Source organism: Comamonas sp. FUJ_7 (genome assembly GCF_057369555.1).
Genome location: NZ_JBXXZI010000012.1, coordinates 59,655 through 80,954, shown reverse-complemented (window position 1 = coordinate 80,954; position 21,300 = coordinate 59,655). Strand labels below are relative to the sequence as shown.

Genomic DNA, 21,300 nt, shown 5'->3' with positions numbered 1-21,300 from the left:
TCTCTCCACTATTGATAGCATCCAGCGCTTTAAAATAAAGGGCTTGATGCGGATTCCACTCTCTACAGGAAACAAAAAAGGCGCTAAAAATAGCGCCTTTTTTGATACGCTGAACAAGCGTGCTCAGCCCCGAATGCGATGAGCCACAGTCGTGGTGGCTGTTGTACCCATACCCTCGACCCAATGACGCACACGCTCGGCATCTGCCAGGCGACTGAATTTGCCCGCCGAGTCCAGGAACACCATGATGAGTTTCCTACCGGAAACCTGCGCCTGCATGACCAAGCAGCGACCTGCTTCTGAGATATAGCCAGTCTTTTGCAGGCCGATATCCCAGTTGTCGCTCTTGACCAAACGATTGGTGTTATTGAACTGCAAAGTTCGGCGCCCCACGGCAACCTCATAGCCATGCGACGTCGAATACTCGCGTATCAAAGGATCAGAATGGGCCACGGCAACCAAGCGCGCCAAATCACGGGCACTGGACTGATTGCTGCTAGACAGCCCTGTAGGCTCGACATAGCGCGTGTCTCTCATGCCCAATTGCTGCGCCTTGGTATTCATAAGCTGAACAAAATGAGCAAGACCCCCCGGGTAAGTGCGACCCAGCGCATGGGCTGCACGGTTTTCGCTGGACATCAAGGCTAGGTGCATCATCTCGGCACGCGTCAAGGTGGTACCCACACGCAGGCGAGAGCTGCTGTGTTTTTCAGTATCCACATCGTCCTGCGTAATAGTGATCATCTCGTCCATGGGCAAACGAGCCTGAGAGATCAGCAATCCCGTCATCAGCTTGGTCAATGACGCAATAGGCAACACGGCCTGATCGTTCTTGCTCAGCAGAACTTCATGCGTGTCCTGGTCAATCACATAAGCCACGCTGCTTTGCAGATCCAGAGGGTCAGAGACGGAATGCAGGCCCGCCATTTGCCCATAGGACAAACGTGCAGGCTCCACCGCTACAGCACTGGCTGCTGCAACCGCTGCGCCAGCTGCTGCTGTCTTGGCCAAGCGTTTTTTACCGCCGGCTTTTTCGGCCTTATCCGCCTTGGCTACTGCCCTGCCCCCTTTGCGGGAAGCAGTTGCCGCACTGGCTTTTTCCGGCTTGGCTTTGGCGACTCGGGTCTTAGGCTCTGCAGCCGGTCTTGTCTTGGCCCTAGACTCCTTGACTGCTCTCTTGGCTGGAGCTGAGGCTGCGGATTTTTTGGCTTCCTTCTTAGGAGCAGCGTAGGCAGCTGGCGCGGCCAGTGCGCAGCTCAATAGAGCCAGGGACATCACCCGAGTTAGTTTTACGAGGCGAAATGAACGCTGCAGCCGCATGCGATACTCCAGACAACAAGGTGTAAGGATTTAATTCCATCAAAAAAGTTGTGCAGTGACAAGCACTTGCACAACCTTCTCAATAATCTGAGTGAAATTATAAATCCAGCTGTCAACCTTGTGCAGCCACAACTTCGTGATTGCTGTGCAATTTGTTCAAAGCGCTCAGATAGGCCTTGGCTGATGCGACCACAATATCGGGGTCAGCACCTACTCCATTGACCACGCGGCCATTGCGCTGCAGGCGCACGGTGACCTCGCCCTGGCTCTCTGTAGAGCCGCTAATGGCATTCACTGAATACAGCACCATTTCAGCCCCACTTTGCACCTCAGACTCGATGGCCTTGAAGGAAGCATCCACCGGGCCATTGCCCTCTGAAGTGGCCTTGATCTCTCGCCCTTCGTTGCTGAACACCACGGTGGCATGCGGACGCTCACCGGTTTCGCTTTGCTGAGCCAGAGAGATGAATTGAAACTGGTTTTCGTGGTGCTGTGCACCATCCACATTCACCAGCGCCAGGATGTCTTCGTCAAAGATTTCGCTCTTGCGATCCGCCAGCTCCTTGAAGCGTGTGAACGCCTGGTTGATGGCGGCTTCGCTGTCGAGATCTACACCCAGCTCCTGCAGGCGCTGCTTGAAGGCGTTACGGCCACTGAGCTTGCCCAACACGATCTTGTTGGCACTCCAGCCCACATCTTCGGCCCGCATGATCTCGTAGGTGTCACGCGCCTTGAGCACGCCATCCTGGTGAATACCGGATGCATGGGCAAAAGCATTGGCACCGACCACTGCCTTGTTGGGCTGCACCACAAAACCGGTGGTCTGGCTGACCATGCGGCTGGCCGCCACGATGTGCTGGGCGTCGATATTCACATCCAGACCGAAGTAATCCTTGCGGGTTTTGATGGCCATGACGACTTCTTCCAGCGAGCAGTTACCGGCACGCTCACCCAGGCCGTTGATGGTGCACTCGATCTGGCGCGCGCCGCCAATCTTCACACCCGCCAGCGAATTGGCCACCGCCATGCCCAGATCGTTGTGGCAGTGCACGGACCAGACAGCCTTGTCACTATTGGGCACGCGCTCACGCAGATTGCGAATGAATTGGCCGTACAGCTCGGGAATCGCATAGCCCACCGTGTCGGGCACGTTGATGGTCGTGGCGCCTTCCTTGATGACCGCCTCGATCACGCGCGCCAGGAAATCGGGCTCGCTGCGGTAGCCGTCTTCGGCGCTGAATTCGATGTCTTCGATCAGGTTACGGCCAAAGCGCACAGCCTGCACCGCCTGCTCCAGCACCTGTTCGGGCGTCATGCGCAGCTTCTTTTCCATGTGCAGCGGGCTAGTGGCAATGAAGGTGTGAATGCGCGCGCGATTGGCGTCTTTCAAAGCCTCGGCCGCACGCGCGATATCGCGGTCATTGGCACGCGAGAGCGAGCAGATGGTTGAGTCCTTGATCGCACGGGCAATGCCCTGAATCGACTCAAAGTCACCGTTCGATGCTGCAGCGAAACCCGCCTCGATCACATCCACTTTCAGACGCTCCAGTTGGCGCGCAATTCGCAGCTTTTCATCGCGCGTCATGGAAGCGCCAGGCGACTGCTCGCCATCGCGCAAAGTGGTGTCGAAAATAATGAGCTGATCGGACATGGTGGGGACTCTCTGTGTAATGGCGCCGATAGGCACCTGTTTTGAATGGAGGATTGCCGACAAAAAGCCGGTGCGCTTTTGGCGACACCGGCTTTGAGCTTTTAAGCAGCTACCGCTTCTTCAGCGACAGCCGGAACACGCTGCACTCCCGAGATAATCGCGCGAAGCGAGGCAGAAACGATATTGGCATCCACCCCAACGCCATAGCAGACCTGCGCATCATCGACACGCAATTCCACATAGGCAATGGCCTTGGCATTAGCACCTTCGCCAATGGCATGTTCAGCATAGTTGAGCACACGCACATTGCGGTCGACCTTGGTCGAAAGCGCCTGCACAAAGGCATCAATGGGGCCCGTACCTTCGCCTTCCAAAAAATACTTCTCGCCCTCCACCTCGATTTCGGCAGTCATGCTGACCACTCCAGCGGCTTCCTGCAATCGGTACTGAGGTGCCTTGACGGTATTGACGCCATATTCGCGCTGGAACAGATCCCACAGATCGGCCGCCGACAACTCCTTGCCGCTGGCATCCATTTCACGTTGCACAACCTGGCTGAATTCAATCTGCAGGCGACGCGGCAGCTGCAAGCCGTATTCGCTTTCGAGCAGATAGGCGATACCGCCCTTGCCCGACTGGCTATTGACGCGGATCACAGCCTCGTAGCTACGTCCCAGATCCTTGGGGTCGATGGGCAAATAGGGCATATCCCAGATATCGCCTTCCTTGTGGGCGGCGAAAGCCTTCTTGATGGCATCCTGGTGAGAGCCAGAGAAGGAGGTGTAGACCAAGTCACCAACGTAGGGGTGACGAGGATGCACAGGCAACTGGTTGCAATGCTCAACCGTTGCCCGGATATCGTCGATATTGGAAAAGTCCAGACCGGGGTTGACGCCCTGGATATACATATTGAGCGCCACGTTCACCACATCCAGATTGCCGGTACGCTCGCCATTGCCGAACAAGCAGCCTTCCAGGCGGTCCGCACCTGCCATCAGAGACATCTCGGCAGCAGCCGTGCCCGTACCACGGTCGTTATGGGGGTGAACCGAAATCACCACGCTGTCACGTCGCTTGATGTTGCGGTGCGTCCACTCCACCATGTCCGCAAAGATATTAGGCGTGGAGTGCTCCACCGTCGTGGGCAGATTGATGATGCACTTGTTCTCGGGCGTGGGCTGCCATACATCGGTGACAGCATCGATCACACGCTTGGAAAACTCCAGCTCCGTGTCCGAGTACATCTCGGGGGAGTACTCAAACGTCCACTTGGTCTTGGGATGCTGAGCCGCAATGTCCTTGAAAATCTGGGCATTGGTGGTGGCCAGCTCCACAATTTCGTCTTCGCTCATATTGAGCACCACGCGACGCATGACCGGTGCCGTGGCGTTGTAGAGGTGAACAATGGCGCGGGGCACACCTTCCAGTGCCTCAAAAGTGCGGCGGATCAAGTGCTCACGCGCCTGGGTCAGCACTTGCACGGTCACATCATCGGGAATGCGGTTTTCTTCGATGAGCTTGCGCATAAAGTCAAACTCAACTTGCGAAGCCGAGGGGAAGCCCACTTCAATTTCCTTGAAACCGATCTTCACCAACTGCTCGAACATGCGCACTTTGCGATCGATGTCCATGGGCTCAATCAAGGCTTGATTGCCGTCACGCAAATCCACACTGCACCAGATCGGAGCCTTGGTAATCACTGCGTCGGGCCAGGTGCGGTCGGTCAAGCGCACAGGAGCGAAAGCACGGTATTTGGTGGAAGGATTTTGCAACATGGTCAGTCTCTTGAGTGGAATTGGAAAAAGTGAAAAACCCATTCAGCGACGCCCAAACGCAAAAACGGCCCGTCGCTGAAGCTACGGGCCGTCGAGTAGGTGTGTGTCTGTACGTTTGTACGCGCGCGCTACTTCCTCTGCCCGTTGGACATTAGTAGTAGAGCTAGCGACAGGTTTTGCATGCGGATCACTTTAACACAAGAAAAGTTGACAAGGCCAGGAATTTTTCTGCGACGTCAATCGTCATGCAAACCGCGCTCATCCGGCTCGTCCTTGGAGGTCGAGACGATGCTCACATGCTCACCCTTGGCACGGCGCCAAACATAGATCACATAGCCAGAGATGGAATAACCCACAAACACCAGAAACAGCATGGTTGCCGGCTCAACGCTCACCACAGCCATCAGCAAAGCAACCACCACCAGCGAGACAAACGGCATGCTCTTGGCTCCGCCAATGTCCTTGAAGCTGTAGTAGGGAATATTGGTGACCATGGTCAGGCCCGCAAACAGCGTGATGGCAAACATGATCCACGACAGATCAGCACGATCCGTTGGGTAGCCGCCGAACCAGGAAATCACATCGCCAAAGATGGGCACATCGCGGTGCGAGACCATCAGAGCACTGGTCAGCCAGATAAACCCTGCCACCAGCGCCGCAGCAGCTGGCGAGGGCATGCCCTGGAAGTAGCGCTTGTCCACCACCGCCGTATTCACATTGAAGCGCGCCAGACGCAAAGCAGCACAGGCACAGTAGACAAAGGCCGCAATCCAGCCCCAGCGGCCCAGCGGGCGCAGCGCCCATTCATAGGCGATCAGTGCAGGCGCAGCGCCGAAGGACACCATGTCGGACAACGAGTCCATCTGCTCACCAAATGCGCTTTGCGTATGGGTCATGCGGGCCACGCGGCCATCGAGACTGTCGAGCACCATGGCGCAAAAAACGCCTACGGCCGCCAGCTCGAACTTGTTATTCATCGCCATGACGATGGCATAGAAGCCACCAAACAGTGCTGCCAGCGTGAACAGATTGGGCAACACATAAATGCCTTTGCGTGGCTTGCGCGGCATTGCGCCTAGATCACCAGACTCATTGCTGTTTTTCATTAAACAGACCTCCAGTGCTTACACATGAAGCACGTGTAGCTATTAAAACCATAGTATTTTAAGCAAAGCCATCATGGCAATGCTCACCACAACCAGTGTACCCGCCAGCCATGCTGCGCTTTGCATGAAAAAGGCCACCTTGAAGGTGGCCTCTTGCTGACAAGATTTCACCGGACCTGAGCCCGATGAATTTCGTCATTAGTTGCGGCTTTGGTCAACCAGCTTGTTCTTGGCAATCCAGGGCATCATGGCGCGCAGCTGGCCACCCACTTGCTCGATGGCGTGGTCTGCGTTCTGGCGACGACGTGCAGTCATCGAAGGATAGTTCAGGCGACCTTCGCTGATGAACATCTTGGCGTATTCGCCGCTCTGGATGCGCTTGAGGGCGTTGCGCATAGCTTCGCGCGACTTGTCGTTGATGACTTCGGTACCGGTCACGTACTCGCCATACTCCGCGTTGTTGGAGATGGAGTAGTTCATGTTGGCGATGCCGCCTTCGTACATCAGGTCCACGATCAGCTTGAGCTCGTGCAGGCACTCGAAGTAGGCCATTTCAGGAGCGTAACCCGCTTCGGTCAGGGTCTCGAAGCCCATCTTCACCAGCTCTACTGCACCACCGCACAGAACGGCTTGCTCGCCGAACAGGTCGGTTTCGGTTTCTTCCTTGAAGTTGGTTTCGATGATGCCACCCTTGCCGCCGCCGTTGGCAGATGCATAGGACAGAGCCACGTCACGGGCCTTGCCGGACTTGTCTTGGTACACAGCGATCAGGGAAGGAACGCCGCCGCCCTTCAGGTACTCGGAGCGCACGGTGTGGCCGGGACCCTTAGGAGCAACCATGATCACGTCCAGGTCAGCGCGAGGCACGACTTGGTTGTAGTGCACGTTGAAGCCGTGAGCGAACGCCAATGTTGCGCCTTCCTTGATGTTGGGGGCAACGTTGTTGTTGTACACCTCGGGGATGTTTTCGTCGGGCAGCAACATCATCACAACGTCCGCAGCCTTCACTGCGTCGTTGACTTCCATCACGGTCAGGCCGGCCTTGCCAACCTTGTCCCAGGAAGAGCCGCCCTTGCGCAGGCCCACCACCACCTTCACGCCGCTGTCGTTCAGGTTTTGTGCGTGTGCGTGGCCTTGGCTGCCGTAGCCGATGATGGCAACAGTCTTGCCCTTGATCAGGCTCAGGTCACAGTCCTTGTCGTAGAAAACTTTCATGATGGCTCCAGGTCTCTTATCTTGAGGGGGTTAAAAAGGTTGATTCAGATTCAAAAAACGCAAACAGCGATTAGACACGCAGAATGCGCTCGCCGCGGCCAATACCCGAGGCACCCGTGCGTACGGTCTCGAGAATGGCTGTGCGGTCAATGGCTTGCAAAAAGGCGTCATTCTTAGACTGATCGCCCGTCAGCTCCACGGTATAGCTTTTTTCGGTGACGTCGATGATGCGGCCACGGAAGATGTCCGCCATGCGCTTCATCTCTTCGCGCTCCTTGCCCACGGCACGCACCTTGACCATCATCAGCTCACGCTCGGTGTAAGCGCCTTCGGTCAAGTCCACCACTTTAACCACTTCAATCAGTCGGTTCAGGTGCTTTGTGATTTGCTCAATCACATCGTCCGAGCCTGTGGTCAGGATGGTCATGCGCGACAGCGACGGATCTTCCGTCGGCGCCACAGTCAGGGATTCGATGTTGTAGCCACGGGCCGAGAACAGGCCCACGACGCGCGACAAGGCTCCGGGCTCGTTTTCGAGCAGCACGGCAATGATGTGTTTCATATCCAGATTCCTCTTTTCGCTGCCCTCCCCTGTCACCGGTAAGTGACAAGCTTGGCAGACAATAGATTCGTCAACAATGATAGCGCTTAGCGCAGAGTCAATCTGCATTTGCGCATGAAAAGGCTCTGAATATAGCAGCCAGCTTGCGCTAGCCGCTATATCTTTTGGCAAGCGACCTTTTACAGATCGTCAGCGCCCAGCAGCATTTCCGTGATGCCGCGACCTGCCTGAACCATGGGGAACACGTTCTCCGTGGGGTCGGTGCGGAAGTCCAGAAACACGGTCTTGCTTTCCTCGCGCACGATGCGACGCGCTTCACGCAGAGCGCCTTCCACATCAGCGGGGTTTTCAATCAGCATGCCGCGGTGGCCATAGGCCTCGGCCAGCTTGACGAAATCAGGCAGCGAATCCATGTAGCTGCTGGAATAGCGACCCGAGTATTCAATTTCCTGCCACTGACGAACCATGCCCAGGAAGCGGTTGTTCAGCGCGCAGATCACCACAGGCGTGTTGTACTGCTTGCAGGTGGCCAGCTCCTGAATGTTCATCTGGATCGAGCCTTCGCCCGTGATGCAGAAGACTTCGGAGTCCGGCTTGGCCAGCTTGATACCCATGGCGTAAGGCAGGCCCACACCCATGGTGCCCAGGCCGCCGGAGTTGATCCAGCGACGGGGCTCATCAAAGCGGTAGTACTGCGCAGCCCACATCTGGTGCTGACCGACGTCAGAGGTGATGTAGGTGTCCGTGCCCTTGGTCATATTCCACAGCGTGTCGACCACATACTGGGGCTTGATGACCTCGGCATTGCTCTTGTCATATTTCAGGCAGTCGCGACTACGCCAGCCTTCGATGGTTTCCCACCATTGCGACAGCGCACCACCGTCGGGCTGCTGGGACGATTCGCGCAGCATGCCAATCAACTCGGTCAACACATCCTTGACGTCGCCCACGATAGGCACATCCACCTTCACGCGCTTGGAGATGGAAGAAGGATCCACGTCGATGTGGATGATCTTGCGCTCCACCGACATGAAGTGCTTGGGATTGCCAATCACGCGGTCGTCAAAGCGCGCACCCACGGCCAGCAGCACATCGCAGTTCTGCATGGCGTTGTTGGCTTCGATCGTGCCGTGCATGCCCAGCATGCCCAGGAACTTGCGGTCGCTGGCGGGATAGGCGCCCAGGCCCATCAGCGTGTGAGTGACTGGGTAGCCCAGCATGTCCACCAATGTGCGCAGTTCGTTGCAGGCATTGCCCAGCAACACGCCACCACCGGTGTAGATATAGGGGCGCTTGGCCGTCAGCAGAAGTTGCAGTGCCTTGCGAATCTGGCCTGCGTGCCCCTTTTTGACGGGGTTGTACGAGCGCATCTCCACTTTTTCAGGATAGCCCGTGTACAGCGCCTTCTTGAAGGACACGTCTTTCGGGATATCCACCACCACGGGACCGGGACGTCCGGTGCGAGCGATGTGGAAAGCCTTTTTCATGGTCTCGGCCAGATCGCGCACATCCTTGACCAGGAAGTTGTGCTTGACGATGGGACGAGTGATACCCACGGTATCGCATTCCTGGAACGCGTCGGTACCGATGTAATTCGTAGATGTCTGACCCGCGATCACCACCATGGGGATGGAGTCTGTGTAGGCCGTAGCAATACCGGTCACCGCATTGGTCAGACCGGGACCGGATGTCACCAGCGCAACCCCCACTTCACCCGTGGCACGCGCAAAACCATCGGCAGCGTGCACGGCAGCCTGCTCATGGCGCACCAGCACATGCTGAATGCTGTCTTGCTTGTAGAGCGCGTCGTAGATGTAGAGAACGGCCCCACCGGGATAACCCCACAGGTGTTGCACACCCTCGGCCTGAAGCGACTTGATGAGAATTTCGGAGCCCATCAATTCCTGGGCGCCCTTGGGAGACGATGCGGCGGCTGCAGAAGCCAGCTCGACTTTGGAGATTTCCATGCTCAAACCTTTGTGAATTTCTCTAACGAAAAACCTTCGGTGCCCTTAGCCTGAAGCCCTTGTGAGGCCGGTTTAGGACTTAAGACCACAAGCCATGGGCGTTTGTGTGTACGCCGGACCGTGATCCGTTTCCTTCTTTAAATTGAAGATCATTATCGCACTGCAACAAGACCTTCAAAGGCTGTACACAAAAAAACATCATCGAATGCGATAATCAGCGTCTTTTCCACGACCACACACCCGTTTTCCAGGGCTTCTCTCTTGGCCACAGAACAAGAACTGTCAGCATTCCTCAAAGGCGTAGAAAAGCGTGCGTTCAAACGCAGCGTTTTTCACGTCCGCGATGATGAGGCCGCCCTGGATATCGTTCAGGACAGCATGTTCAAGCTGGCTCAGCACTATGGCGACAAGCCTGCCAACGAGCTGCCCATGCTGTTCCAGCGCATCCTGTCCAATAGCACTCTGGACTGGTTTCGCCGTCAGAAAACCCAAAAAGCAGTCTTCACCCACTTCAGCGATCTGGAGTCTTCAGCCGATACAGACGGTGATTTCGACTGGGTGGAAACTTACGCCACCAACAACGACGAGGCCGCGGCCAGTAATGCCGAGAGCCTGACCGAGCGCAAGCAGACACTGCTGAGCATCGAAAAAGAAATACAAGAGCTGCCAGCACGTCAACGTGAAGCGTTTCTCATGCGTTATTGGGAAGAGATGGATGTGGCGGAAACCTCCGCCGCCATGGGCTGCTCCGAGGGCAGTGTCAAAACCCACTGCTTTCGTGCCATCCAAACATTGAGCAAGGCACTCAAGGCCAAAGGAATCGAGTTATGAAGTCCGCGCCCAACCCCATGCAAGAACAGGCCGCCGATCGTATCGCCCGCCGAATCACCGCCCGACTGAGCGAGGCAGAGGCTTTGCTGCCTTACGAGGTCACTGAACGCCTGCGCGCCTCCCGGGAGCAAGCGGTGTCCATGCGCCGGCGTGAAGCTTCGGTGTTTCAGCTTCAAAGCAGCTCAGTCTCATCCGCGCAGTCCGGCACCCTGACCCTGGGCAGCCCTGAGGAAAGCGGCGGCTGGTGGCGTTCTCTGGTTTCGGCCATTCCCGTTTTTGCGCTGATCGCCGGCGTGGTGATCTACAACTCGGACACCGAGCAAAGTATGCTGAGCGAAGTCACTGCCGTTGACACAGCCTTGCTGACAGACGACCTGCCCCCAGCCGCCTATGCGGACCCCGGCTTTATTCAATATCTCAAGACCTCAGCCCCTGCGACTTCAGAGCACTAAACTTCTCTGAAGGCGCTGTTTCCGCCCATAGCTGCACTGATGCCCACCACAACAAAGCATTCCTCTGCGAAAACCTCCAGCAACGCCGCCGCCATCATGGCGGCGCTGTTGTTGGTGGCCCTCGGCTGGTCGGGTTGGAATGTAGTGCAGCAAGTGCGGCTGGCTCCCAGTGCAGTTCCGCCCGCGACGGTCGCCGCATCCAAGTCCATGCATGTCGCCCCCTCTTCGCGGCAGCGAACTTCGGCCATGGCCTCCGGCCCACGCTGGAGCGAATTGAGCCCCGACCAGCGCCGGGTGCTACAGCCTCTCAAAGAGCGCTGGGCCATGATCGGTGCAGTCCAAAAGCGCCGCTGGATCGCCCTGGCCGATGGCTACGACAAGCTCAGCGAGCGCGAGCAGCAAAAGCTGCATGACCGCATGGAAGACTGGTCGGGTCTGAGCGCCGCTCAGCGCAACCAGGCCCGGCTGAATTTTGCCATCAGCAACAAGCTTGCCACCGACAAGCAAGCGCAGTGGGAAGCCTATCAGGCGTTGAGTGATGAAGAAAAGCGCTTGCTAGCTGCTCGTGCAGCACCCAAGGTCGTGACGGTCGCTCCGGCCATCAAGCCCGTGCCCGCCAAAAGGCTGGCCCGCATCCCCGCTGCCACCGCGTCTCCCAGCTCGTCACCCAATCTACCCAAGATCCCTCCGGCAACCATTCATCACCCACCACCGCCCGTGCCCGCCACACCTGCGATGGTAGAAACCCACCCTGTACGCACTCCTTCTGTGATTGTGGAGACTGTCCCGGTCGATACGCCGCGCGCTACACCCATCGCGTTGCCACCGCTGGATGCGCCAGCTCAAGACTCTCACTCACAATAGAAACAGGCTAGCAATCTAGGCTCCTCGCCTCTAAACGGAGCCCTACAATGCCTTCATGCAGCAAGACACCCCGTATCGTGATGGCAACGCAGCAGTTTCCTCGACTCCTGATTTAGTAGCACCAGGCCTGCGCCGACGCATGGCTTGCTGGCTTTATGAAGGCATGCTCTTGTTTGGCGTGGTTTTCATCGCAGGCTATTTGTTCGGCACGCTCTCCCAAACCCGCAATGCTCTGGACAACCGCCATCTGCTACAGGCTTACATGCTGGTCGTGCTGGGCATTTACTTTGTCTGGTTCTGGAGCAAGGGCCAGACCCTGGCCATGAAGACCTGGCATATACGCGTTGTCGATGTGCAAGGCCGCCCGCTGACCCAAACCCGCGCCCTGCTGCGCTACGCCGCCAGCTGGATGTGGTGGCTACCGCCACTGGCCTTGCTTTACCCACTGGGCCTGCCAGCACTGGAAGTATTAGTGCTGCTCACAGGCTGGATATTGATCTGGGCTTTGCTCAGCCGCTTTCACCCGCAAAAGCAGTTCTGGCACGACGCCTGGGCCGGCACCCGGCTGGTACACCAGCCCCCTGCACCCAAGCGCGTTCGCTAAATCCGAATTCCTCATGAGCTCTCCCACCCCAAACCCCGTCAATCCTCAAAAGAGCCGCAAGGGACTGTCCCGCATACTGCACGCCGGCAGCTACTCCCTGGCAGGTCTGCGAGCAGGTTGGCATGAAAAAGCCTTTCAGCAAGAAGCCCTCTGTGCCTTTGTTTTGATTCCAGCCGCATTCTGGCTGGGCCAAAGCTGGGAGCAAACTGCACTTTTGGCGGGCACAGCCATCCTGGTGCTGATTGTGGAGCTGCTCAACAGCGGCATCGAAGCAGCCATTGATCGTATCGGCCCCGAGTGGCACGAGCTCTCCAAGAAAGCCAAGGACATGGGCAGCGCTGCCGTGCTCCTAGCTCTATGCCTGTGCGGCGCTGTCTGGGCTGCCGCTCTTTATCACCGTTTTATTGCATGACCCAACCTGCTTTTTCCATCTGCGTGTACTGTGGCTCCCGCCCTGGCAACAATCCTCAATTCACCGAAATTGCCAAGGCCGTCGGCCAATGGATTGGCGAGCGCGGCGGTCAACTGGTCTACGGCGGCGGTCGCAGCGGCCTGATGGGTGTGGTGGCCGAAGCCACGCGCCAGGCTGGCGGCCGCGTCGTTGGCATCATCCCCCAGGCTCTGGTGGACAAGGAGCTGGCCAACCAAGCCTGCGACGAGCTGCACATCGTCAAGAACATGCACGAGCGCAAGGCCATGATGGCCGAGAGAAGCGATGCCTTTGTCGCCCTGCCCGGCGGCATCGGCACCTTTGAAGAGCTGTTCGAGGTCTGGACCTGGCGCCAGCTCGGCTATCACGACAAGCCCATCGGGCTGATCAATGTCGATGGCTACTACGACACCATGCTGCAGTTTCTTCAGTCCTGCGTTCGCAACGAGCTGATGGGCGAATGGCAGATGGGACTGATCGAAAGCAGCAGCGACGCCCCTGCTCTGCTTCAAAACATGGTGCAGAACTCCGGCACCCGCCTTGACACCCCCAACCTCCGATCCGTGATCTGAAATACAAAAGCCAGCTTTTCAGCTGGCTTTTTTCAAATCACAAGCGCCCCACCTAAGTCAGGGGCAACAAGCAAGGGCCGCCCCGCAGCGATGTTGCCTTCCCCCTAGAGGGAAGGCGCGCAGCGCCTCAGGGGGGAACTTATATAGCCGTATCGTCCAGCTCGCCCGTGCGGATACGCACCACGCGCTCCACAGGCGTGATGAAAAGCTTGCCATCGCCAATCTTGCCTGTGCGGGCCACATTGACCACCGCGTCCACGCAGCGGTCCACATCTTCGTCACGCACCACGACTTCAATCTTCACCTTCGGCAGAAAGTCCACCACGTACTCAGCGCCACGGTACAGCTCGGTGTGACCTTTCTGGCGTCCAAAGCCCTTCACTTCCGTCACGGTCAGGCCATTCACCCCACACTCGGCCAAGGCCTCGCGCACTTCTTCGAGCTTGAAAGGCTTGATGACGGCGGTAATCATTTTCATGGGGCTTCTTCCTTCAGTTTTGATACAGGCTGCGCACCTCAGGGCTGACCTCAGGCACGGAATTTATTCGTAATCGGATAGCGCCAATCCTTGCCGAAACTGCGCGGTGTCACACGCGGCCCTATGGGAGCCTGACGGCGCTTGTACTCGTTGATTTGTATCAGACGCGTGACTCTGTCCACATCTGCTGCTGCAAAACCCTCGGCAATGATGGAGCTTATGCTCTCATTATTTTCCATGTAGCGAGTCACGATGGCATCCAGCACTTCGTAATCGGGCAGACTGTCCTGATCCTTTTGATCTGGGCGAAGCTCGGCGCTGGGCGGCCGCGTGATGATGCGCTCGGGTATAGGATCCAGCCCGGTCCCAAACGGGTCGTTGGCATTGCGCCAGCGCGCCAGCGCAAATACCTCGGTCTTGACCACGTCCTTGATCACGGCAAAACCACCTGCCATGTCCCCATACAGCGTGCAGTAGCCGGTGGACATCTCGCTCTTGTTGCCCGTGGTCAGCACGATAGAGCCGAACTTGTTGCTCATGCCCATCAGCAAGGTGCCGCGAATGCGGGCCTGCAGGTTTTCCTCGGTCGTGTCTTCGGCGCGGCCCGCAAAAGCAGGGGCCAGTGCAGTTTTGAAGGCCTCGAACTGGGGCGCAATATCGATTTCTTCGTACTGCACACCCACACGCTCGGCCATTTCGCGCGCATCAAGCCAGCTGATGTCTGCCGTGTATGGCGAGGGCATCATCACGGTGCGCACCTTGTCGGCCCCCAATGCATCCACGGCAATCGCCAGCACCAGGGCCGAGTCCATGCCACCCGACAAACCGATGAGCGCACCCGGAAAGCGATTCTTGCCCACATAGTCGCGCACGGACAGCACCAGCGCTGCCCACAGCGCATGGTGGTGACTCAGCTGGGGCTTGACCTCGCCCATCAGGCTCACACGGCCATTCTTGAGGTGGGCCGCCACCACGGGCAGATCCTCTGCAAAGGCACAGGCGCGTGCAGCCACTTGGCCGCTGGCCTCCACTGCGAATGAGCAACCATCGAACACGATCTCGTCCTGACCACCCACCAGATGCGAATAGATCAGAGGAACCGCATTTTCCGCAGCGCGCTGCGCAATCACGGCCTCGCGCTCAGCCGGTTTTCCGCTGTGGAATGGCGAGGCATTGATCACCGCCAGCAACTGAGCACCCACCGCGACTGCGGCCTGCGACGGGCCCGTGTGCCAGGCGTCCTCACAAATCAGCACGCCAACCTGAATGCCATCTTGCTCAAACACACAGGGCTCATGACCCGCCGCAAAGTAGCGCTGCTCGTCAAACACGCCAAAGTTGGGCAGCAGTTGCTTGAAGTAGCGGGCAATAGACTGTCCATCGCGCAACACACTGGCGGCGTTGTAGAGCTGCCCCGCCTCACGCTGCGGATGGCCGATCACCAGGGCCATCCCGGGCCATTGCACGCTGGCCGCCTGCAGCTCTCGCAATGCGACCTCACAAGCATCGAGAAATGCGGGGCGCAAATACAGGTCTTCAGCCGCATAGCCGCACAGGGCAAGCTCGGGCGTGAGCAGCAGGCGGGCACCGTTGGCATAAGCTTGCGCAGCAGCGGCAATGATTTTCTGGACATTGCCAGAGAGGTCACCCACGACAAAGTTGCGTTGGGCACAGCAAATGGAAAGCGTCATGAAAAGCAAGCTAGGCGGTGAGGCAATCAGCCCCCGCAACAATCAGGGCATAGCCGAAGCCAAGATTATCACTCGCGTATTTACCAGCGTGCAGCAGCTGAGCGCACAAACCTGGAATGCCTTGTTGGCCACCCAGCCCACCCCCACGCCTTTCATGCGCCATGAATACCTGGCAGCCATGGAGCACAGCGGCAGTGCCACGCCCGATACCGGCTGGATCGTCCGCATCATCACCGTTTGGGACGGGGCGGAGCTGCTGGCAGCCTGCCCGCTCTACCTCAAGAGCCATTCTTATGGCGAATATGTCTTCGACTGGGCCTGGGCCCGCGCCTACCAGCAGCATGGCCTGCCCTACTACCCCAAGGGCATTGTGGCCGTGCCCTTCAGCCCCGTGCCCGGCACGCGCCTGCTGGCGCGCACGCAGGCGCTGCGCATTGCGCTGGTGCGGGCCGTTCAGGAATGGGCCGCAGCGCAGCAGCTGTCATCCCTGCACCTGCTGTTTGGTGATACCCACGACCTGGCCGCCTGCACTGCAGCCGGCTGGATGCAGCGCAGCACAGTGCAGTTCCACTGGCAAAACCGGTGCACGCAAGGCCAGCCCTGGCAAGATTTCGAGGACTTTCTTTCCTCACTCAACCAGGAAAAGCGCAAAAAAATCCGCCAGGAGCGGCGCAAGGTGCTTGAAGCCGGAGTGCGCTTCAAGACACTGCGCGGCAGCGAAATCACGACCGCGGATTGGGCCTTCTTCTACCGCTGCTATGAACGCACCTACCTGGAGCATGGCAACCCGCCCTATCTGACGCCGGAGTTCTTCTCTTCCATGGCCAGCACCATGCCTGAGAACTGGGTGATGTTTATCGCCATACGCGACGGTCAGCCCATTGCATCAAGTTTGATAGCTGTTAGCGCTGATGAATCAATGAACTCAGCATTGAACAATGCCGAATTCAATAATAATCAAGCGCAAGCAGCTATCAATAACAAAGTAGCCTATGGGCGCTACTGGGGAGCGCTGGAGCGCGTGGACAGCCTCCACTTTGAGGCCTGCTACTACCAGCCCATTGAATGGTGCATCGCCAACGGCTTTTCACGCTTCGAAGGTGGCGCCCAAGGCGAGCACAAGATGGCGCGGGCTCTGATGCCTGTCGAGACTCCCAGCGCCCACTGGGTCGCCCATCCAGCCTTTGCCGATGCCATCGAGCGATTTTTGCAACGCGAGGGCGAAGGCATGGCGAGCTATGTCGAAGCACTCCAGTCCCACAGCCCCCTGAAGAAAGCATAGCGGCAAGGCTCTCACTCCCTCGCTTGCACGACAGCACTTCAGGTGCAGAAAAAAAGGCCGCTTTGCAGCGGCCTCAAACCTCAGCTCACCAGAGACATTCAAAAAGTTTCCCAGTCATCCTCGTTCACGGTGCTCTTGCGGGTGCTACGGGCGTTGCGCATGTCAGTGGAGTCTGCGCTGACGCCTCCCATCAGCGAGTGGGGAGCCGCCTGCACCGCAACAGGCTTGGTGATCGATCGGCGAGCCGCCGGTGCCCGCAAGGGCTGGGAAGGCATGACCACAGAGGCAGGTGCGGGGCTGACCACTCGGCCAGCCTGATCATGCTGCACGCTTGCAGGCAGCTGGAACACGGCCACAGCCTGCACCAGATCCTGCGCCTGTTTGCGCAGAGCGCCAGCCGCCGCAGCGCTTTCTTCGACCAGTGCCGCGTTTTGCTGGGTGGTCTGATCCATTTGCGTCACCGCCTCGCCCACCTGGGCCACACCCTGGCTTTGCTCCTGGCTGGCGGCACTGATTTCTGCCATCAAATCCGTCACGCGGCGAATCGCAGAAACGATGTCCGTCATCGTGGCACCGGCCTTGTCCACCAGTTGCGTGCCCTGCTGCACGCGCTCAACGCTGGTCGTAATCAGCGCCTTGATTTCCTTGGCAGCCTCGGCGCTGCGCTGGGCCAGCGTACGCACCTCCCCCGCCACCACGGCAAAGCCACGGCCCTGCTCACCAGCACGGGCAGCCTCGACAGCCGCGTTCAGCGCCAGAATATTGGTCTGGAAGGCAATGGAGTCGATGACCGAGATGATGTCGGCAATCTGGTGGCTGCTGTTGTTGATGCCCTTCATGGTCTCCACCACTTCGGCCACCACGACCCCGCCCTGCGCAGCCACTTGCGAGGCATTCACTGCCATCTGATTGGCGGCACGGGCGTTGTCTGCATTCTGGCGCACGGTAGAGCCCAGCTGCTCCATGGAGGCAGCGGTTTCCTCGAGTGCGCTGGCCTGCTCTTCCGTGCGGCTAGAGAGATCTGCATTGCCAGAAGCAATTTGCGAGCTGGCAGAGGCCACGCCTTCTGCATTCTGGCGCACGATGCGAACCGTCTGCACCAGACTGCCTTGCATACGCTCCAGAGCATTGAGCAGTTGACCGGTTTCGTCTTGACGCTCCACATGGATGACGCCACTCAAATCACCATTAGCCACCCGGTCTGCGGCCTGCACGGCCTGCTGCAGCGGGGCACGGATGGAGCGCACCAGCCACAACCCCGCCATTACCGCGATCAGCACGGCAATCACCGCCCCAGTCACCAGCAAAGTGATAGCACGCTTATAGGCGGCAGCGGCAGCCTGAGTCTCGGCCTTGGCCGCGTCGCTGTTGTACTTGATCAGCTTTTGCAAAGTGGCTGAAGAGGTGTTGTAGAGCTTGAGAGATTCGCCCCCTAACAGCTCTTTGGCTTTTTCCTTATCACCGCTGTGAGAGACCTCAAAAAGCTGCTTATTCAATTCCACATAGCGCTCGCGCTCGCTCAGGAATTGCGTATAGATCTGGCGCTCCTGCTCCGTCAGGATCAAAGGCTCATAGATCGCTTTTTCTTCACCCAGGCGATGCTGCAACTGCTCAAATTGCTTTTCCACATCGGCTATATAAGCCGGCTCACTGTTGTTGACATGGCGCAGCTCCAGCAAGCGCGCACGCACCAAGTCCGTGTTCAGAGTGTTGATGACCTCAACACTGGGCAAAGCCTTTTCCGTAATCACTTCGGAGCTGCTCTGCATGGCTCGAAACTGCATCAAGGCCATGGCCACCATCGCCAGCAACAGCACAACAAGAACACCAAAGGTGCCAAGAATACGCGTCGAAATTTTGATGTTCTTCATAGATTGCTCAGCCCTTTTCTATCAGCTTAGCTGCCACATTTCTTTCCAGTACCCGACGAATCACTTGCTTTACCGCGCCTGAAACTCGCTCAACATCCGTCAAAAAAGGAAACAAAAAACAATTTGTTTTTAATTGTTTCCAATTTCATTGCCACTGCATACCGGTTTCAGCCTACAGATTTGAAAGATATCTCTTACAAATTATTTATTTATGCAAGGCATTTCAGATGGGCCATCATGGCATGCTGCCCTCTTCATTCTCCGCCTTACATTTGTAAACATTTTTGAAGGACAGAAGCCAAACCCTGGTTTTTGACTTTAATCAAGCACAAAACAGAAAAACCTGACCGCTTGTCACTGTCGTGTTCTGCATGGGATAACTGCATGGTCAACCATGCAGATGAGTGCTGAAGCCTGTCTTTAGAGCCACGCCATGAGCATCGGCGCGCACATCCCGCACCACATTGAATAGCTGTCTAAGCATGTCTTCGAAGGCATTCAGCATGCATGACCATCGCATCGCGGCGCGTATTGCGCACCAACGCTCCCTGCTTGCCGGTAGTCACCGCTTGTACCCAAGCATGAGCCAAATGGCATTAATGAATCGCGTCATGGAAATGCACACCAGCGCCAACGTACTCAACGACCAGTAACGCGCCAGGTCAAAACTTGACTTGTCGGCTTGCTGCGACTGCCCGGCAAAAACAGCCCCGGCTCATCCACCGTGGCTGCATCGCTTTGCAAGCTGCTGTAGTCGCCATCCCAGGCTTGAGCCAGCGGTTGCTGATGCAGCTTCAAAAACTGGGGCTTGTTCTGCAGAGAGCTGTCAAACGCCTGCCTGAACGCGCCACCGGCGAGCAAGCCTTCAATCATTTTTTGCTGCTCGGCAGTGGCTTTGAGCCGCTCCTGTATCTGCTGCTCCTAGCCCTCCAGCTCCGTCACGGTGCTGTCGCTATCCCTGCCTCATGACGACGCAACCGGTTGTACTCGGAGCGCATGGAGGCGGCGTTATAGACGCTCGGCAGCGCCACTTCCAAGACCTCACGCCCTGCGGCGTGAATACTGGAGAGCTGCAGCCAGGCCACCCAGCCCAGCCCAGCAGCACCGAGAACATTACCAGCGCAGTAAAACTGCGCCCCAACTGGCACCTACGCGCCAGTCCTAAAATTTCCAACTCATGCGTTCCTGTGTACTTAGCTGCCACACCATAAAAAAACGCACCTGACTGACTGCCAGGTGCGTTTCAAATGTATACAGGCGAGGGGCTTCAGCCCCTGCCAATCAGGGTTGGAGAGTCCTGATCAGGCTGACTTAGCCCTTGTAGTTGGCGATGCCATCCACGATTTCCTTGTGCGCTTCGTCCACGCCCTTCCAGCCCAAAACCTTGACCCACTTGCCCTTTTCCAGATCCTTGTAGTGCTCAAAGAAGTGAGCGATCTGCTGCAGGGTCAGCTCATGGATATCGCTGAGGTGGTTGATCTTTTCATAGGAAGGCAACAGCTTCTGTGTAGGCACGGCCAGCACCTTGCCATCCACGCCGCCTTCGTCTTCCATCTGCAGGATGCCGATTGCACGGCAAGGCACCACCACGCCAGCAGGCAGGGGGAAGGGTGTCATCACCAGCACGTCCACGGGGTCACCGTCACCGGCCAGAGTCTTGGGCACATAACCGTAATTCACGGGGTAGTGCATGGCAGTGCCCATGAAGCGGTCCACGAACAGGCAACCGGTTTCCTTGTCCACTTCGTACTTCACGGGAGCGGAGTTGGCCGAGATTTCGATGACGACGTTGAAGACTTCAGGCGTCTTGGAGCCGGGGGTCACATTGTTCAGAGACATGATGATTGGGAAAGGTAATAACAAAAAGCCCCGTCATGGCCGATGGAGCATCAGCGTCTGCGGGTCACCCGGCGATTTTAGGCGCATGACCCTAACGCTGGCATTACATGTTTGAAAGATGCGCCTGCTGCCCGTGTTTGCACCACATCGCCACGCATGCAATATTCAATGAAACATGCCTTAAACCATTATCCATCAATAGCATGCAGCTCTCAAAAGAAGAGCAAACTAGATATTGACAGTCAGCCTACGGCGCACAGGGCCACTGCGCAGTTCCACCTCTGCCTGAACTTCGCGACGCAGCCCCAGCACGAATCCCAGCTCAGCCACTACAAACAGCGGCCCGATCAGCAAGCCTATGACATCGTCCAAAAAAGCAGGCTTGCGCCCCTCCCAGTAATGACCTATGAACTGAATCAACCAGCCCACAACAAACAGGCCCAGCCCCCAGAACAGCCAGACACCGAGGGGTTTCGCCGCAACCCAGGCGCCCAGCGCCAGCATGGCCACCAGCAGCAAACCCATGAAAAGGCCATAGCGCACATCCAAGCGCAAGTAGTACACCGCTGCCGCGAGGGCTGCAAGCGATGCCAGTGACACAGGTATGCCTGCCACCTCTCCCCAATGCACCCGAGCCAACAAGATGACCACGCCCTGCATGATCATGGGCACGCCCACATAGTGGGTGCAGATATTGCGTGGATCGCGGTGGTAGTGCGCATACCCGGACAATTGCTCGACTAGGGTTTTCATTGCTGCATCTCCTGTTCACTTATCTGAGCATGGTGAC

General features: G+C 57.5%; 21 protein-coding genes. 7 read left to right on the top strand and 14 right to left on the bottom strand.

Annotated features, from left to right (window positions below; all coding sequences use genetic code 11):
• Positions 1-123: 123 nt before the first annotated feature.
• From pbpG to AC2I9W_RS15940, 7 genes are all read right to left on the bottom strand, one after another.
• Positions 124-1,320, bottom strand: a complete 1,197-nt coding sequence (gene pbpG, locus AC2I9W_RS15970) for a D-alanyl-D-alanine endopeptidase (RefSeq protein ID WP_486410909.1) — start codon at positions 1,318-1,320, stop codon at positions 124-126.
• A 112-nt stretch (positions 1,321-1,432) separates the two neighbouring features.
• Positions 1,433-2,971: a 2-isopropylmalate synthase gene (locus AC2I9W_RS15965; RefSeq protein ID WP_486410908.1), complete on the bottom strand. Its 1,539-nt coding sequence runs from the start codon at positions 2,969-2,971 to the stop codon at positions 1,433-1,435.
• Positions 2,972-3,072: 101 nt separating this feature from the next.
• On the bottom strand, positions 3,073-4,746 hold the full coding sequence (gene leuA / locus AC2I9W_RS15960) for a 2-isopropylmalate synthase (RefSeq protein WP_486410907.1): 1,674 nt from the start codon (positions 4,744-4,746) through the stop codon (positions 3,073-3,075).
• Positions 4,747-4,982: 236 nt separating this feature from the next.
• Positions 4,983-5,852, bottom strand: a complete 870-nt coding sequence (pssA, locus tag AC2I9W_RS15955) for a CDP-diacylglycerol--serine O-phosphatidyltransferase (RefSeq protein ID WP_486410906.1) — start codon at positions 5,850-5,852, stop codon at positions 4,983-4,985.
• Positions 5,853-6,050: 198 nt separating this feature from the next.
• Entirely contained in the window at positions 6,051-7,067 is a 1,017-nt protein-coding gene (ilvC, locus tag AC2I9W_RS15950) for a ketol-acid reductoisomerase (RefSeq protein WP_486410905.1), read from the bottom strand.
• A 70-nt stretch (positions 7,068-7,137) separates the two neighbouring features.
• Entirely contained in the window at positions 7,138-7,629 is a 492-nt protein-coding gene (gene ilvN / locus AC2I9W_RS15945; RefSeq protein ID WP_003056638.1) for an acetolactate synthase small subunit, read from the bottom strand.
• Positions 7,630-7,808: 179 nt separating this feature from the next.
• Positions 7,809-9,596 carry an acetolactate synthase 3 catalytic subunit gene (locus AC2I9W_RS15940; RefSeq protein WP_486410904.1) on the bottom strand — a complete coding sequence of 596 codons (1,788 nt, stop codon included), beginning with the start codon at positions 9,594-9,596 and terminating at the stop codon, positions 7,809-7,811.
• 261 nt (positions 9,597-9,857) lie between these two features.
• On the opposite strand from AC2I9W_RS15940, the gene AC2I9W_RS15935 reads away from it, so the two are divergent.
• The 6 genes from AC2I9W_RS15935 (at position 9,858) to AC2I9W_RS15910 (ending at position 13,349) form a co-directional block, all read left to right on the top strand.
• Positions 9,858-10,427: an RNA polymerase sigma factor gene (locus tag AC2I9W_RS15935; RefSeq protein ID WP_486410903.1), complete on the top strand. Its 570-nt coding sequence runs from the start codon at positions 9,858-9,860 to the stop codon at positions 10,425-10,427.
• Positions 10,424-10,879 carry a DUF3619 family protein gene (locus AC2I9W_RS15930; protein ID WP_486410902.1) on the top strand — a complete coding sequence of 152 codons (456 nt, stop codon included), beginning with the start codon at positions 10,424-10,426 and terminating at the stop codon, positions 10,877-10,879. The genes AC2I9W_RS15935 and AC2I9W_RS15930 overlap by 4 nt, the downstream gene beginning before the upstream one ends.
• Before the next feature lie 39 nt (positions 10,880-10,918).
• On the top strand, positions 10,919-11,743 hold the full coding sequence (locus AC2I9W_RS15925) for a DUF3106 domain-containing protein (protein ID WP_486410901.1): 825 nt from the start codon (positions 10,919-10,921) through the stop codon (positions 11,741-11,743).
• A 139-nt stretch (positions 11,744-11,882) separates the two neighbouring features.
• A complete protein-coding gene (locus tag AC2I9W_RS15920; protein WP_486410923.1) occupies positions 11,883-12,347 on the top strand; it encodes an RDD family protein in 465 nt (154 codons plus the stop codon).
• Between the two features lie 13 nt (positions 12,348-12,360).
• Entirely contained in the window at positions 12,361-12,759 is a 399-nt protein-coding gene (locus AC2I9W_RS15915) for a diacylglycerol kinase (protein ID WP_486410900.1), read from the top strand.
• Complete coding sequence (locus tag AC2I9W_RS15910; RefSeq protein ID WP_486410899.1) at positions 12,756-13,349, top strand: LOG family protein; 594 nt, start codon at positions 12,756-12,758, stop codon at positions 13,347-13,349. Before AC2I9W_RS15915 ends, AC2I9W_RS15910 begins: the two co-directional genes overlap by 4 nt.
• A gap of 139 nt (positions 13,350-13,488) precedes the next feature.
• Here AC2I9W_RS15910 and AC2I9W_RS15905 read toward each other — a convergent pair whose 3' ends face one another.
• Together AC2I9W_RS15905 and AC2I9W_RS15900 are read right to left on the bottom strand one after the other, a co-directional pair.
• On the bottom strand, positions 13,489-13,827 hold the full coding sequence (locus AC2I9W_RS15905; RefSeq protein ID WP_486410898.1) for a P-II family nitrogen regulator: 339 nt from the start codon (positions 13,825-13,827) through the stop codon (positions 13,489-13,491).
• A 50-nt stretch (positions 13,828-13,877) separates the two neighbouring features.
• Positions 13,878-15,518 (bottom strand): NAD+ synthase, encoded by a 1,641-nt coding sequence (locus AC2I9W_RS15900; RefSeq protein ID WP_486410897.1) that lies wholly within the window; start codon positions 15,516-15,518, stop codon positions 13,878-13,880.
• Here AC2I9W_RS15900 and AC2I9W_RS15895 point away from each other — a divergent pair.
• Positions 15,517-16,800: a GNAT family N-acetyltransferase gene (locus AC2I9W_RS15895; RefSeq protein ID WP_486410896.1), complete on the top strand. Its 1,284-nt coding sequence runs from the start codon at positions 15,517-15,519 to the stop codon at positions 16,798-16,800. The genes AC2I9W_RS15900 and AC2I9W_RS15895 overlap by 2 nt on opposite strands.
• A 98-nt stretch (positions 16,801-16,898) precedes the next feature.
• On the opposite strand, the gene AC2I9W_RS15890 is transcribed toward AC2I9W_RS15895, so the two are convergent.
• From AC2I9W_RS15890 to AC2I9W_RS15870, 5 genes are all read right to left on the bottom strand, one after another.
• Positions 16,899-18,671, bottom strand: a complete 1,773-nt coding sequence (locus AC2I9W_RS15890) for a methyl-accepting chemotaxis protein (protein WP_486410895.1) — start codon at positions 18,669-18,671, stop codon at positions 16,899-16,901.
• A gap of 639 nt (positions 18,672-19,310) precedes the next feature.
• Positions 19,311-19,544: a hypothetical protein gene (locus AC2I9W_RS15885; RefSeq protein WP_486410894.1), complete on the bottom strand. Its 234-nt coding sequence runs from the start codon at positions 19,542-19,544 to the stop codon at positions 19,311-19,313.
• Positions 19,545-19,609: 65 nt separating this feature from the next.
• On the bottom strand, positions 19,610-19,819 hold the full coding sequence (locus AC2I9W_RS15880; protein WP_486410893.1) for a hypothetical protein: 210 nt from the start codon (positions 19,817-19,819) through the stop codon (positions 19,610-19,612).
• Between the two features lie 163 nt (positions 19,820-19,982).
• Positions 19,983-20,510, bottom strand: coding sequence for an inorganic diphosphatase (gene ppa, locus AC2I9W_RS15875; RefSeq protein ID WP_486410892.1), 528 nt, complete (start codon positions 20,508-20,510; stop codon positions 19,983-19,985).
• Between the two features lie 228 nt (positions 20,511-20,738).
• Positions 20,739-21,263 carry an Mpo1 family 2-hydroxy fatty acid dioxygenase gene (locus AC2I9W_RS15870; protein ID WP_486410891.1) on the bottom strand — a complete coding sequence of 175 codons (525 nt, stop codon included), beginning with the start codon at positions 21,261-21,263 and terminating at the stop codon, positions 20,739-20,741.
• Positions 21,264-21,300 lie beyond the last annotated feature (37 nt).